General features: G+C 68.1%; 12 protein-coding genes and 2 pseudogenes. 8 read left to right on the plus strand and 6 right to left on the minus strand.

The window, feature by feature from the left end; translation table 11 throughout:
- Positions 1 to 73: 73 nt before the first annotated feature.
- The 4 genes from ABZS61_RS07345 to ABZS61_RS07360 all read right to left on the minus strand — a co-directional run bounded on the left by ABZS61_RS07345 (position 74) and on the right by ABZS61_RS07360 (position 4,855).
- Positions 74 to 877 carry a phosphatidate cytidylyltransferase gene (locus ABZS61_RS07345; RefSeq protein WP_356417184.1) on the minus strand — a complete coding sequence of 268 codons (804 nt, stop codon included), beginning with the start codon at positions 875 to 877 and terminating at the stop codon, positions 74 to 76.
- Positions 874 to 2,655 carry a histidinol-phosphate transaminase gene (locus ABZS61_RS07350; protein WP_356417185.1) on the minus strand — a complete coding sequence of 594 codons (1,782 nt, stop codon included), beginning with the start codon at positions 2,653 to 2,655 and terminating at the stop codon, positions 874 to 876. Before ABZS61_RS07350 ends, ABZS61_RS07345 begins: the two co-directional genes overlap by 4 nt.
- 403 nt (positions 2,656 to 3,058) lie before the next feature.
- Positions 3,059 to 3,691, minus strand: coding sequence for an SMI1/KNR4 family protein (locus ABZS61_RS07355; protein ID WP_356417186.1), 633 nt, complete (start codon positions 3,689 to 3,691; stop codon positions 3,059 to 3,061).
- 294 nt (positions 3,692 to 3,985) lie between these two features.
- A complete protein-coding gene (locus tag ABZS61_RS07360) occupies positions 3,986 to 4,855 on the minus strand; it encodes an alpha/beta hydrolase (RefSeq protein WP_356417187.1) in 870 nt (289 codons plus the stop codon).
- 257 nt (positions 4,856 to 5,112) lie between these two features.
- Between ABZS61_RS07360 and ABZS61_RS07365 the strand changes: the two genes are divergently transcribed.
- The gene (locus tag ABZS61_RS07365; RefSeq protein ID WP_356417188.1) at positions 5,113 to 5,667 is read left to right on the plus strand and encodes a 3'-5' exonuclease; all 555 of its coding nucleotides are present in this window, start codon (positions 5,113 to 5,115) and stop codon (positions 5,665 to 5,667) included.
- Positions 5,668 to 5,777: 110 nt separating this feature from the next.
- Complete coding sequence (locus ABZS61_RS07370) at positions 5,778 to 6,275, plus strand: hypothetical protein (protein WP_356417189.1); 498 nt, start codon at positions 5,778 to 5,780, stop codon at positions 6,273 to 6,275.
- Between the two features lie 829 nt (positions 6,276 to 7,104).
- Here ABZS61_RS07370 and ABZS61_RS07375 read toward each other — a convergent pair.
- Complete coding sequence (locus ABZS61_RS07375) at positions 7,105 to 7,530, minus strand: hypothetical protein (protein ID WP_356417190.1); 426 nt, start codon at positions 7,528 to 7,530, stop codon at positions 7,105 to 7,107.
- Positions 7,531 to 7,786: 256 nt separating this feature from the next.
- On the minus strand, positions 7,787 to 7,984 hold the full coding sequence (locus tag ABZS61_RS07380; protein WP_356417191.1) for a hypothetical protein: 198 nt from the start codon (positions 7,982 to 7,984) through the stop codon (positions 7,787 to 7,789).
- 629 nt (positions 7,985 to 8,613) lie between these two features.
- On the opposite strand from ABZS61_RS07380, the gene ABZS61_RS07385 reads away from it, so the two are divergent.
- The 6 genes and pseudogenes from ABZS61_RS07385 to ABZS61_RS07410 all read left to right on the plus strand — a co-directional run.
- Complete coding sequence (locus ABZS61_RS07385; protein ID WP_356417514.1) at positions 8,614 to 9,396, plus strand: amino acid ABC transporter ATP-binding protein; 783 nt, start codon at positions 8,614 to 8,616, stop codon at positions 9,394 to 9,396.
- A 65-nt stretch (positions 9,397 to 9,461) separates the two neighbouring features.
- On the plus strand, positions 9,462 to 10,313 hold the full coding sequence (locus ABZS61_RS07390; protein ID WP_356417192.1) for a glutamate ABC transporter substrate-binding protein: 852 nt from the start codon (positions 9,462 to 9,464) through the stop codon (positions 10,311 to 10,313).
- Between the two features lie 88 nt (positions 10,314 to 10,401).
- Positions 10,402 to 11,067, plus strand: coding sequence for an amino acid ABC transporter permease (locus ABZS61_RS07395; protein WP_356417193.1), 666 nt, complete (start codon positions 10,402 to 10,404; stop codon positions 11,065 to 11,067).
- A complete protein-coding gene (locus tag ABZS61_RS07400; protein WP_356417194.1) occupies positions 11,064 to 12,005 on the plus strand; it encodes an amino acid ABC transporter permease in 942 nt (313 codons plus the stop codon). Before ABZS61_RS07395 ends, ABZS61_RS07400 begins: the two co-directional genes overlap by 4 nt.
- Positions 12,006 to 12,023: 18 nt before the next feature.
- A pseudogene (locus tag ABZS61_RS07405) lies at positions 12,024 to 12,128 on the plus strand (IS5/IS1182 family transposase); the annotation flags it as partial.
- Positions 12,129 to 12,268: 140 nt separating this feature from the next.
- Positions 12,269 to 12,902 (plus strand): annotated as a pseudogene (locus ABZS61_RS07410) (transposase family protein); the annotation flags it as partial.
- Positions 12,903 to 12,945: the final 43 nt, after the last annotated feature.

Here is a 12,945-nt window from a genome sequence, read left to right on the forward strand (position 1 = left end):
TGAGTCGTGTGCGCGGCGGAGAGGCCGGTACTCCAGCCGGATTCCCGGAACCCCGGAGTCCTGCGTCGCTGAGTCAGCGCAGGAGGAGCAGGACGGCCAGAGCCAGGAGGAGTGAGTCGATCCGGTCGAGCAGGCCACCGGAGCCGGCCAGCCAGTGGGCGGAGTCCTTCGCCCGCGCTCCTCGTTTGACCATGGATTCGAGCAGGTCTCCCGCCGGGGCGCCCACCGCCACTGCGACCGCCGTCGGCCAGCTCAGTGCGGACAGCGCGGCGAGTACGCCGAGGGCGGCCGCGGCGCCGGCAAGGGTTCCGCTCCACCGCTTGGCAGGGGAGAGCGGTGACAGGCGTGGCCCGCCCAGCCGTTGACCCGAGAAGTACGCGACGACGTCGCCCACCGAGACAGCGATGAACAGGACGAGCGCGGTCGCGCCGAGCGGTGCCAGGGCCGCGAGCACGCTCAGCCAGACCAGCCCGAGCAGACCGGCCCCGAGCCGCCGCAGACCGTGGGTGGAGTCACCGGCCAGCATCGGGACCGCGGCGATGGCCAGGGCGCCGACCGCCACCGCCCGCACCTCCTGCCCGGGTGCCAGCCAGGAGGTCAGCACCACGCCGGAGACGGCGGCGGCCAGTACGACCCTGTCGGACCGGGACACGCGCATCAGCCCGCCGAACTCCAGCGCCGCGACCACTCCGACCACAAGGGCGAGTAGCGTCACTCCCGGGGTGCCCCACCAGAACGCACCGGCGACCAGGGGCACTCCGGCCGCCCAGCAATACCACCGGACCAGCAGTTCACGGCGGCCGGAGAGCGCTGCGGCGATCCCGCCGACCGCCAAGGCCCCGCCGAGGAAGGGCGCGAGGGAGGCGACGTCGGTCACCGGGCGAGACCCGTGACGGGCGTGGCCGGGCGTCCGGGGGCCCGCTTCGACAGGGAGCTGGGCAGCAGCGTCTCGAGCGCGGCTTCGTACGCCGCAACGATGCGCGCGTTCTCCGCCGCGTCCCTGACCGCGACGCGTACGGTGCGCCCTTCGTACTGCGGCGACAGAGGTGACAGGTCGCGCAGGTAGACATCGTGCCGACGGCACTCCCGCACCAGGCGGGCAGCGCTGGGTCCGTCGTACGGAAGCGTGATGTTGAGGAAGTTCGCGACGCCCTCCTCGACCGCGACGGTGTCGTCCACCTGCGCGAGGTCGGCGGCCAGCCGGCGGCGCAGGGCGTGGGTGCGGAGCCAGCAGGCGCGGTAGTACGCGGGGTCCCGCAGGGTTGCCACCGCGGCGAGTTGTGCGGGAAGGCCGACCGCCCAGGGCGGCGTCCACCGGCGCAACAGTGCGGCCGTTGCGGGTTCGGCCACCAGGTAGGCAGCCCGCGCGCCGGACAGCGCGTACATCTTGGACAGCGAGGTGCAGACCACGACCCGCGGGTCCACCGCGGCCAGCGGGGCGAGCGACTCGGCCAGGTCCACGTAGCCGAGATAGGCCTCGTCGATCCACCAGCGGGTCCGGGCCGGGGCGGCCTCGATCAGGGTGCACAGTTCGGCTGCGGGGGCGTGGCGTCCGGTCGGGTTGTTCGGGTTGACGACGACCACCAGGTCGTAACGACCCGCCTCGACGACAGAAGCCAGCCGGCCGATGTCGATTCGCCACCCGTCCTTCCGGTGCAACCGGAAGCGGTCCACCCGGCACCCGATCACGCGCTCGGTGACGTGGGCGTATTCGCCGTACCCGGGATCCAGCAGCAGCACCCTGCTGGTCGGGGTCAGCCAGCGGCCGAACGCTCGGAAGATCAGGTCCGACGAGCCGGCTCCGGCCACGAGTGTCTCCGCCGGCAGTGCCCGGGCCTTCGCGAGTTCCGACAGCATGCCCTCGGCGCCGGTGGGAGGCGAGGTCCGTGCGGACCAGGACAGGTCTTCGGCGAGCGCGGCGCGTACCCCGGGAGCGGGCGGGAACCAGGCGTCCAGCACGTCGGCGGCGACGATCTCGTGGCGCCGGTGCAAGGTGCGGAAGTCCGTTCCGATGGCAGTGAAGGAAGCGCCGCCATGTTCACAACCATCCGGCCCGGGCGCCCATTCCATGTCCAACTGCCAGTCCACGACGGTGCGGAACCGCTCCAGGGCGGTGCGGTACCGGGTGGTGGCGACCTGCGTCAGTGCGGCCACCTCGCCCGTCAGCACCTCGAAGGTCACCGCACCGCTGCGGACGGTGTGTCCGAGGGGCCTCAGGCCGACCGCCAGGTACATGTCGAGCAGTTCGGTGCGGCCCATCGCCACCACTGTGCGGCCACCCCGGGAGGATATCCAGCGCAGGGCCGCGTACATCAGCAGCGGTGCCACCGCGGTGCTGCGCCAACGAGGCTCCACGGTGAGGATGCGCACCTCGAAGGCTCCGCCCTCGGAGAGCAGCGGCAGTTCGTCGCGGCTCAGGTACTTGTCGAGGCCGTAGCGGCCCAGCCACGGCGGGGTCAGGTTGACGAAGCCCATGCGGACCGGCCCTCGGGCCGCGACGAGGTAGACGTTGTCGCCGTCCAGTGCGTCGTGCAGGCGCCGCTCCGGGCGCGGTGCGTGCTGACGGAGCTCCTGGGCGTACACGCGGTGTCTCAACTCGTGGATCCAGACCAGGTCCTCGGCATCAGCAACTCGTATCTGGACGTCGCGACTCATGAAACCTCTTTCGGTAGAGCAGGGGAGAGTGCCCCGATGCGAGAGCGCCGGAACGCACCTCGTGGGAGGGGGCATCGCCGATGCTCCACCGGAGGTTCGCGTCATGCGGACATCCTTGGTGGTGACGAGCGACCGCACATGAGTAGGTGTACCTGAGTACCTGAGTACCTGAGTGACTGGAGGGTGGCCGGGCGCAGTCGGCGGGCTCCTGCGGCGAGTCGATGACCGCCCGGATCGCGGCTGTGTCGGCGACCGGTGCGTGCCTTTCGCCCCGAAGTTTCGAGAGGCTGGGTGGGCACGTTGGTCGGTCTGTACGTGGCACCGTCACCCCTGGCTTTGATCGCGAGATTCGGTTCTGACTCAACTCCGGTCGTGACAAAGGTGATTGATGGCAGATGTGCGCTCAGGGCAGCCCGACGGGGGCTGCCCTGAGCGGTTGACCGTTCAGCTCGCAGCAGCCCTCTTCGTCCCACCACACCCCGCCTCGGACGGTGAGGTAAGGGTGCAGCCCGTGGACGTCTCCGCCTTCATGCAATGCCTGTGCGACCGCGTGGAGAAGGCTTGCCAGATCAGGCCACGCATCGGTGAAGTCGCCGCCACCGCCGTGCCCTGCCCAGCCGAGACGCCCCGCATCTGGTCCAGGACGCAGGTCGATCACCTGCGCGACACCATCGGCACTCTCAGCCCAGGGAACCCACAGCGGGTGCCACCACGGCTCGTCCTCCCAGGCGCTGGGGGCCAGACCGTCGTTCTCCGCCGCGGTGTCCATGCGGGTCCGCCAATGGTCCACGATGCCGCTCACCGGGAGCGGGGACTGTTCCGGCAGGACGGTCGTCCACGTGCTCACGCCGTTGTGGCATTGCAGAGACTCCGTGAGATCACCGGGCAGCGGGGCGCCGAGAACCTGTTCGGCATGTCGAATCCCGTCGGGTGTCGCTGGCGGATTCAGGTGTGCGAAGTCGGAGGCCGCGTGCGTCGCCAGCCAGGCGTCGATCCCGCGCCAGGACTCCGACGGGGGCAAGATCTGCTGTGCCATGGCTCCCATCGTGCCCCACAGCCCCGACAAGGCGGATCGAGGCCCCTGCCGGCCGATCAGGCGAGGTCAGCCCGGGGCCTGCGTTCGGGACAGGTGCGGCGGGTGACCGTCCGGCCGCCCTCACCGCGGACGGTCGCCGGACGGGTCCTCCGCACCATTCGTGTCGTGCCTCCGCGCCCGTTCTCGGGCTACGGGAGGGCACCTTGGTGCGCCGCGTGAGTCGTGGACGAGTAGCTCCGATATGGCTCGGTGACGAGCACCGAAGTACCCGGAGCCACTCGTCCGCCTGTGGTCCTACGAGGCGCCGTCAAGCACCTCACGCAACCGATGCCCGAACTCGTCGGGCTTTCCTGCATAACCGAATTCCCCGTCGAGGAATCCGCCGTGATGGCTCGGGAACACGGTCACCCGCAGGTCGAGCAGGTCGGCGGTCGCGACGGTGGTTCGCCCGGTCAGCACGTCCTCGGACTCCTCGCCCAGGGCGACCACCACGCGGGTCGCGGCCCTGGTGATCGCGTCGACGTCCGGACGGTAGCTGCTGATCGCCCATGACCGGTCGGAGAGCAGCGGATCATCGCGGGAGCCGTCATCTTCGGCGGGCATCCCGAACGCGGCGGGATCGGGATCGGGTTGCGCGAAGTACGCGTCGGTGAACTCGCCCTCCCAGGAGGTCATCGCAATGAACGCAGCCATCCCGGCGCCCCACCCATGCTTCTCGTACACCTCCCGGACTCGAGCCCGCGCCCGCACGGCCGCCGGGCCGTCCGGGGTGAGAGTGACGAGCGGCGGCTCGTGGGCGACCAAGGTGGTCACATCACCTGGGTACTTCGCCACGACCGCGAGCGCGGTGACCGCGCCACCACTGCTGGCGAACATGTCGACCGGCCCGGCCCCCAGCCCTTCGATGACGGCGTGTACGTCATCGGCCTGAACCTCGGGCGTGTGCTCGACGCGGCCGTCCTTACGGGTACTGCGACCGAGGCCGCGCGGGTCATATGTGACGACGGTCCGCTCCGGGAAGCGTGCCGCGAGTGCGGCGAAACCGCCGGCGTCCATGGGCTGCCCGATCATGAGCAGCAGCGGGCGCCCGTCTTCGGTCGGCAACGGCCCGCGGACGTCGTAGACGAGGTCCGCGCCGGCTGTCTCACGTGTGTAGGTATCCATACCTGTGCAGACCGGCCCCGCCCCGAAAACTCATCGGCTCACGCACTTTCCCCATGTACCGCGGATCGTTCCGATGGCACGCAGCAGTACCTGGATGGCCCCGCCGGCGCCCAGCAGGCCCTTCGCGTACACGGATTTCGAGGTCAGGCAGGAGCGCGCCTGCGCCCTCCTGCTTTGTGTGGTCTCCGCGTCGGAAATCAGGGTGACCGGTAGGCGTCTGCCTCCCTACGCTCGGGCGCGTGAAGAGTACTGGGGGAATGCTGAATGTCATTGATGTCGAGGCGACGTGCTGGGAGGGTGAGCCGCCGCCCGGTGCGGTCAGCGAGATCATCGAGATCGGGCTGACGGTTGTTGACCTCGGCAGGGGTGAGCGTGTCGGGCGGCATCGCGTTGTGGTGCGGCCCGAGCGGTCGGCCGTCAGCTCCTTCTGTACGGAACTGACGGGGCTGAGTCAGGCCGAGGTGACTTCGGGCGTGAGCTTCGCCGAGGCCTGTCGACTGCTGGCGTCCGAACATCAGGCGGGGGTGCGTCCGTGGGCGAGCTGGGGTGACTACGACCGTCACCAGTTCACCCGTCAGTGCCAGACAACCGGCACCGCGTACCCGTTCGGACGTCGGCACGCCAACGCCAAGGTGGTCTTCACCGAGGCCCATGGATTGCGAAAACGCCCTGGAATGGCCCGGGCCCTGACGATTGCCGGACTGCCGCTGGAAGGGCGTCACCACTGTGGCGCGGACGACGCATGGAACATTGCCGGGTTGATCCTCGACCTGGCCGCACGTGACGCCTGGCCAGAGGTGACAGCCCGCTGATGTCGGTGGATCAGTGTGGTCGTCTCGATGAGCACCATGGCGAGATGAGGCCGTTCGGGAGGTCCGGGCGGGGGGTTCTCAGGATGACGGCCGAGGCCCATCATGGCGGGATGGCTGTCAGCGAGGATCTTCTCTGGGACGCGGCGGACAGGAGCACACGGACCGTTCGGCGGCTACGGCGCATGGCGGTGATCGTCGCCTGCCTCGGCCTTTTCGGCCTGGTGCTGTGGATGGGTTCCGACGTCAGGTGGGCGGTCTGCGCGGCTGCGGTCTACGTACTCGTGGAGATCGCGCACTGGGCGTGGGACCGGCGGCGCCTTGTCGAGGCACGGATCGTCATCGGCGAGGACGACGCTCGCCCACGGCTCCGTCTCCGGCGTGCAGGCGGACGGATCACGGAACACGATCCCCACCAGGTGGCCCAGGTCCTCATCATCCACGACAACGTCGTCGACTCGGCGAACCTTCGGCTGCGCTTGCGGGGGAAGCAGCTCTTCTTCGCGCGTCCCGGGCGCTCCCCGGCGCTCACGACGTGGCGAGAGACGTGTCCGAGAGCCGCCGTCAAGGACAGGAACGCCTGGTGGGGTATGCCGGGAATCCCTGATTAGCACGGGCCCTCCCGTCTCCCGACGGTAGTGAGGTGTCGCACGTCAGCCCGCCTTCATGGGCTACGGGGATCAGCTGCCGGTGACCCCCCCCGTTACCTTCTTCGTGGCTCCGCAATGGGGCTACCGGCCTTCGGGTCCGGCATGACTTCCCCCCTTGTTGTTCATGATCCGGGGGGGGTGTCACCGGGCCCGGAGGCATCGACGTTCCGCTGATGAGAGGCTTGAGCACCGGCTTCACCCGCCGGAAGAGCTCTCCGTAACGTGGGTGTGGCAGCTCGGTGCCGAGGCAAGGCCGGACGAAAGCGTGATGGAGGGGCCTGCACGTGATCGACACCAGCGGCATCGGCCGTTCTGCCGGTAACCGAAGTGGACGACGCCACCACCGCCCAGCATCACGAGGAGCGTGTCAGCGGTGACAGAGAAGCGGGCGAGAACGTCGCGAGGAGGAGCTCAGGTTGGTCGACTCCTCGAAGCAGAACGACCACTCCCCGATCCTACCGAAACGCAACGGGAGGACCTCTGCGTCCGGACGACTGCAGTCGGAGATCCAGTCGAGCGTTTCTGGCCAATCGACGAAGTGGGTGGCTTCGGGTTGAAGCCATGGGCGGCCCCACTTTCGGGCGCAGCACCTCGAGTAGATGTCACGCACCACATCACACTATTCGGGCGCACGGCCCAGCCCATCCGGTCACGATGTCCTGCTTCATCTTGAGCCCCTCCCCCTCTCCCGGCAGCCCCTTCGATCTTGTCCAGCTTCCAGTGCAGCGCCGGAATAGCGTGCACCGCGCCACGGGCGGGTGTCACGGACCCGTGGCGCGGTGCGAACGGCTCAGACCGGCGGCGCAACCGGACCGGACTCACCCGAGAGCGGAATCGCAACTCCCCGGCCCCGGCCCCGGCCGGACCAGTCCACCCGCGGTGCATGTTCGTCCGCGACCAGGACAGTCGGGAGCGGGCCGTCGAGGGTGGCGTCTTCGAGGACGGAGCCCATGTGGTCGCAGATCATCCGGACCGCCACCAAAAGAGTGGGGTTGCTTCCCTCGGCTGCCTCACGGCGGCTCCGCAGGGTGTCCCGCCAGCGGGACACCGAGGACTGAGCAGTGCCCGGATCGTCCACCTCAAAGGATTCGACGCACCGGCCTTCACGCCAATATCCGAAGGTGTCCAGGCCGACGCCGTTGGTGGCGACAGTGAATGTCTCCGTGTCACGGGAGAGCGCCGACAGAACACCGGGCTTGCCCCCAGGACTCCCCATTCCTCGTAACAGAAGGACCAGTCGCCCAGCGAACCGACCCGCAGCACCGACGCCGGAGTTCCCGCTCGGTAGCCGTCGGCGCCGAGACGAAGAGCGTCCAACTTCGGTACTTCCCGGGCACTTTCCGGGACTGCGCCATAACGCTCGAGTACGTCGTGCGGTGCAATGCACCGAGTGAAGGTGGTGCACCACGATCCGGCATCGGTCCAGCTGAGGGAAGGGACTGTTCGCATATCTATCATTTCCGTTCCGCCCTTCAGGGGGTGATCGCCATCCAGAAGGCGTCGCCAGGAAGTGACTTGTCCAGCGTCCCGGCGATGCGATGGATCGGCGCCCAGACCGCCGGATCGTCGACAACCCGGCTCAGGTCTGTCATCTGTAGCTTCTCCAACCAGTCCGACAACACCAGCGCCTCGTCACTCGTGAGCTTGATCGTGACCTGGCTATCACCCATGCACACCCCTACGGTTCGGCCCCACCCTCGACCACACGAACCTACTGGTCCTCGACCTTGACCAAACAGATAGGGGCACCCCCCGATGACGGACCGGGCCGTCCACGTGTCACCTGTGAAGGAGCGCTGTCCACGCAGGGGACGCTCGGTTCGCCGAAGAACTCGTGGACTGCAGGAGAAGGCGTGCGTCCGGTCGGGTTCGAGCCGGCTTCGTCGGCGCGGGCCGGACGGGGCGGCAGGATCCGCACCCTCGATCGCGGAGTGATCATGGCGAGGGCCTCGTGCTCCGAGCTGTTCTCGTACGGGTGTCGGGGTGTGGACCGGTGATCGGCAACGGGAAAGTCCTGGGCCGGTGAAGGGGACCCTGGAGGGCCGCCCGCCCCGAGCGGCGCCTGCAGCCGGGGGCGTAGCGGCCACGACCGTCGGCCGAGGACCTGCGACGGCGCGGGCGCGGGAAGGCGTTGTCTCGGGTGCCGGCGCAGCCCACCGCGTCGTGGTCGCCGTCGCTCGTATGCCGTTGCTCCAGTGCCCGCGTCGACTCGTCCGCCCGGCAACCCGGGCCTACGCCGGCGTCCGCAGTCGGCCCTCTCCGCATGCGACCGCGGCGAGGTGGACGGACGATGAGCACGATGAGTGCAGCAGCGGTGACACACGGCGATGCGATTCCGGGAGCGAGCGATGCCCTGGTCGTGCTGAGTCATGTCAACAAGCACTTCGGCGCCCTCCACGTGCTCCAGGACATCGACCTGACCATCCACCGGGGTGAGGTCGTGGTCGTCATCGGCCCGTCCGGCGGCGGCAAGTCCACGCTGTGCCGCGCCATCAACCGGCTGGAGACCATCGACTCGGGCGAGATCGTCATCGACGGGAGGCCGCTGCCCGCCGAGGGCCGCGAGCTGGCCGGCCTCCGCGCCGATGTGGGCATGGTGTTCCAGTCCTTCAACCTCTTCGCCCACAAGACCGTGATGCAGAACGTGACGCTGGGCCAGATCAAGGTCCGCAAGAAGGGCAGGGCTTCGGCCGACGAGCGGGCGCGGTCCCTCCTGGAGCGGGTGGGTGTGGCCTCCCAGGCGGACAAGTACCCGGCCCAACTGTCCGGTGGGCAGCAGCAGCGCGTGGCGATCGCACGGGCCCTGGCCATGGACCCGAAGGTGATGCTCTTCGACGAGCCGACCTCGGCACTCGATCCCGAGATGATCAACGAGGTGCTGGAAGTCATGCAGCAGCTCGCCCACGAGGGCATGACCATGGCCGTCGTCACCCATGAGATGGGCTTCGCCCGTTCAGCCGCCAACCGTGTGGTCTTCATGGCGGACGGCCGGATCGTGGAGGAGACGACGCCCGAAGAGTTCTTCAGCAACCCGCGCAGCGAGCGCGCCAAGGACTTCCTCTCCAAGATCCTCCACCACTGAGCGGGACCACTCGCTCACCTCGTCCGCCCGCCGCACCCGTGCGGCAGTCCCAAGGAATGATCACCATGAACCCTCGCAAGACCACCGCCGCTGCTGCGGCCGCACTCCTGCTGTCCCTGACCGCGGCCGCCTGCGGTTCCGACGGTGGCAAGGACACCGCCGCGGGTACCGCAGCGGGCAGCCGCGCCGACACGATCACCATCGGCATCAAGTTCGACCAGCCGGGGATCGGTCTCAAGACCCCGGACGGCGACTACACGGGCTTCGACGTCGATGTCGCGACATATGTCGCCAAGCAGCTCGGCTTCGAACCCGAGGACATCGAGTGGAAGGAAGCCAAGAGCGCCGACCGCGAGACGCTGCTCGAGCGGGGCGACGTCGACTTCATCGCCGCCTCCTATTCGATCAACGACGAGCGCGAGAAGAAGGTCGACTTCGCGGGTCCCTACCTGCTGGCGCACCAGGACATCCTCGTCCGCGCGGACGACGACTCCATCAAGAAGCCCGAAGACCTGAACAACAAGAAGCTCTGCTCCGTCACCGGGTCCACCTCGGCGCAGAACGTCAAGACGAAGCTCGCGCCCAAGGCGCAGTTGCAGGAGTACGGCGGCTACTCGGAGTGCATCACCGGTCTGGAGAACGGGGTCATCGACGCGGTGACCACCGACGACTCGATCCTGGCCGGTTACGCCTCCCAGGAAGAGTTCAAGGGCAAGTTCAGGCTCGGCGGATTCAAGCTGAGCAACGAGAACTACGGCATCGGCATCCAGAGCGGCAGTGAACTCAAGGGCAAGATCAACAAGGCCCTGGAGAAGATGGTCGCCGATGGCACATGGGACAAGTACGTCGAGAAGAACTTCGGCCCGGCCGGCTACAAGAACGAGCCCGCACCGAAGATCGGCGTCGTCGTCACCTGAACGGGGCTGACCGGCGCTGACCGGCGCGCCGCCCCGCACGCAGGCGGCGCGCCTCACGCTTCACCCACCGGAAGTGCGGGAGGAGACCGTGTTCGACTTTCTTGAAGGTTACGACCTGCTGGGGGCCTTCTGGGTGACGGTGCAGCTCACCGTCTACTCCGCCATCGGCGCCCTGATCTGGGGAACGATCCTTGCCGCCATGCGGGTCAGCCCCGTTCCCCTCATGCGCGGCTTCGGCACCGGCTACGTGAACGTCGTGCGGAACATCCCCCTGACGGTGATCATCATCTTCACCTCGCTCGGACTGTTCCAGACCTTGGGCGTCAGCCTCGGAGCGGAGAACTTCGAGACCATCAACTTCCGGCTCGCCGTGCTCGGAATGATCGCCTACACCTCCGCATTCGTGTGCGAGGCGCTGCGCTCGGGCATCAACACCGTGCCCATCGGACAGGCGGAGGCCGCGCGCGCCATCGGTCTGAGCTTCCCCCAGGTGCTCAGGCTCATCGTCCTTCCGCAGGCATTCCGCTCCGTCGTGGGCCCGCTGGCGAACGTACTGATCGCCCTGACGAAGAACACCACGGTGGCCTCCGCGATCGGGGTCGCCGAAGCAGCCTCCCTGATGCGGGAGATGATCGAGAACGAGGCCCAACTCATCCTCATCTCCGCCGTCTTCGCAGCAGGATTCATCTGCCTCACCCTGCCGACCGGGCTGTTCCTCGGCTGGGTCGGCAAGAAGGTCGCCGTGAAGCGATGACCTCCGTCCTCTACGACGTACCCGGGCCACGCGCCAAGCGGCGCAATATCCTCTACACGATCGTGTTCCTGCTCGCATTCGGCCTGGTGGCCTGGTGGGTGATCCAGAGCCTCGCCGACAAGAACCAGTTGGAATGGGCGAAATGGAAGCCCTTCTTCACGGACTCCCGTGCCTGGTCCACCTACCTCTGGCCAGGACTGAAGAACACCCTCATCGCGGCCGCGCTCGCCATGGTCATCGCGCTGCCCCTCGGGGCGTTCTTCGGCATCGCCCGGCTCTCCGAACACTGGTGGGTGCGCGGAGCGGGCGGAACCGTCGTGGAGTTCTTCCGGGCCATCCCCGTGCTGATCCTGATGCTCTTCGCCAACGCGGCGTACGCGGAGTTCACCGACGTCAGCCCCGACAACCGCCCGCTGTACGCCGTGGTCACGGGGCTCGTCCTCTACAACGCCGCGGTGCTGGCCGAAGTGGTGCGCGCCGGAATCCTGTCGCTGCCCCGTGGACAGACCGATGCCGCCAAGGCGATCGGCATGCGCAAGGGCCAGACCATGACGAACGTGCTGCTCCCGCAGGCGGTCACCGCGATGCTGCCGGCGCTGGTCAGCCAGTTGGTGGTCATCGTCAAGGACACCGCGCTCGGCGGCGCGGTGCTCGGCTTCGCCGAGCTTCTCGCCTCGGTCCGCCCGATGAGCGCGAACTACGGTGCCAACACGATCGCCTGCTTCACCGTCGTCGCGGTGATCTTCGTCGTGCTGAACTTCGCGCTCACCACGTTCGCCTCATGGCTGGAGCGCAGGCTGCGACGCGGCAGGAAGTCCACCGGCGCGGTGGTCGGTGTCGACGCGGTTGCTCAGCTCTCCACCCCGGGGGAGCCCATGGAACCGGGCGGACCCGGAGCGGCCGGCGGCGCATCGAAGGACGATCGCCCCCGGTCGTGACGGCCGTGAGTCGGTCCTGTCAATCGGTTGAAGAAGCACCGGGCGGAAGCCACGCGTGACGACAAGCGCTGTTACGTCCGCCCCGGCACAGCCACTGCGGCAGCTCTCAAGATCCTGCTCCGAAACGATCGACGGGAACGCTCCGCGGCACTGAGCCTCTTCCAACCTGCTGGGTGGTTGGGACGGTGACCCCCGCGGCGGTATGAAGAAGGCTCCTGGTAGACGGGTTCACGACCAAGATCGCCAGTCCGCCAGGAGCTCTCGTGCTTGTCTACCCGTCCGCCATCGATCTGTCCAGCCGCACCCTGCAGCACCTTTCCGGTCTTCTCGCAGGTCACCGCCGCCGCATTGGCTCCCGTTGGCGCCGCCTGACCTGCGGGATACATACGCGAGGCCGTCGACCTCCTGGCCGCCCTCGCGCCCACGCTCAGACAGGCCATGGAGACCGTACGGAAGAAGGCGTACGTGATCCTGGACGGCACGTTGCTGCCCATCGACCGCATCGCCGCCAACCGCCCGTACAACTCGGGGAAGAAGAAGCACCACGGGATGAACGTGCAGGTCCTCGCGGATCCGGCCGGACGTCTGATCTGGGCTTCGGACGCGCTACCGGGAGCCACCCACGACCTGACCGCGGCCCGGACTCACGGCATTCCCACCGCTCTCGCCGCCGACGTCAAGTGCTGGGCAGACAAGGCGTACCAGGGTGCCGGGCCGGCTATCCGCGTTCCGATCCGGTGCAAGAACCTGCGCGGCTGGCGCCGGCGTCACAACCGCGATCACGCCAGGATCCGCAGCCTCGGCGAACGCGCCATGGCCACCCTCAAATGCTGGCGGGTCCTGCGGAAGCTCCGCTGCAGCACTAACCGGATCACCGCCATTGTCCGAGCCGTCGTTGCCCGAACTTGCCAGATGATCAAGATGGCAAAGCGCACGCTCG

Origin of the sequence: Streptomyces sp. NPDC005566 (genome assembly GCF_040605575.1) — a bacterium.
Taxonomy (GTDB): domain Bacteria; phylum Actinomycetota; class Actinomycetes; order Streptomycetales; family Streptomycetaceae; genus Streptomyces.

Coding starts and splice junctions, on each gene's coding strand:
- ABZS61_RS07350 (WP_356417185.1), bottom strand. CDS start 2,655: ATGAGTCGCGACGTCCAGATACGAGTTGCTGATGCCGAGGACCTGGTC.
- ABZS61_RS07355 (WP_356417186.1), bottom strand. CDS start 3,691: ATGGCACAGCAGATCTTGCCCCCGTCGGAGTCCTGGCGCGGGATCGAC.
- ABZS61_RS07360 (WP_356417187.1), bottom strand. CDS start 4,855: ATGGATACCTACACACGTGAGACAGCCGGCGCGGACCTCGTCTACGAC.
- ABZS61_RS07365 (WP_356417188.1), top strand. CDS start 5,113: ATGCTGAATGTCATTGATGTCGAGGCGACGTGCTGGGAGGGTGAGCCG.
- ABZS61_RS07370 (WP_356417189.1), top strand. CDS start 5,778: ATGGCTGTCAGCGAGGATCTTCTCTGGGACGCGGCGGACAGGAGCACA.
- ABZS61_RS07375 (WP_356417190.1), bottom strand. CDS start 7,530: ATGGGGAGTCCTGGGGGCAAGCCCGGTGTTCTGTCGGCGCTCTCCCGT.
- ABZS61_RS07380 (WP_356417191.1), bottom strand. CDS start 7,984: ATGGGTGATAGCCAGGTCACGATCAAGCTCACGAGTGACGAGGCGCTG.
- ABZS61_RS07385 (WP_356417514.1), top strand. CDS start 8,614: ATGAGTGCAGCAGCGGTGACACACGGCGATGCGATTCCGGGAGCGAGC.
- ABZS61_RS07390 (WP_356417192.1), top strand. CDS start 9,462: ATGAACCCTCGCAAGACCACCGCCGCTGCTGCGGCCGCACTCCTGCTG.
- ABZS61_RS07400 (WP_356417194.1), top strand. CDS start 11,064: ATGACCTCCGTCCTCTACGACGTACCCGGGCCACGCGCCAAGCGGCGC.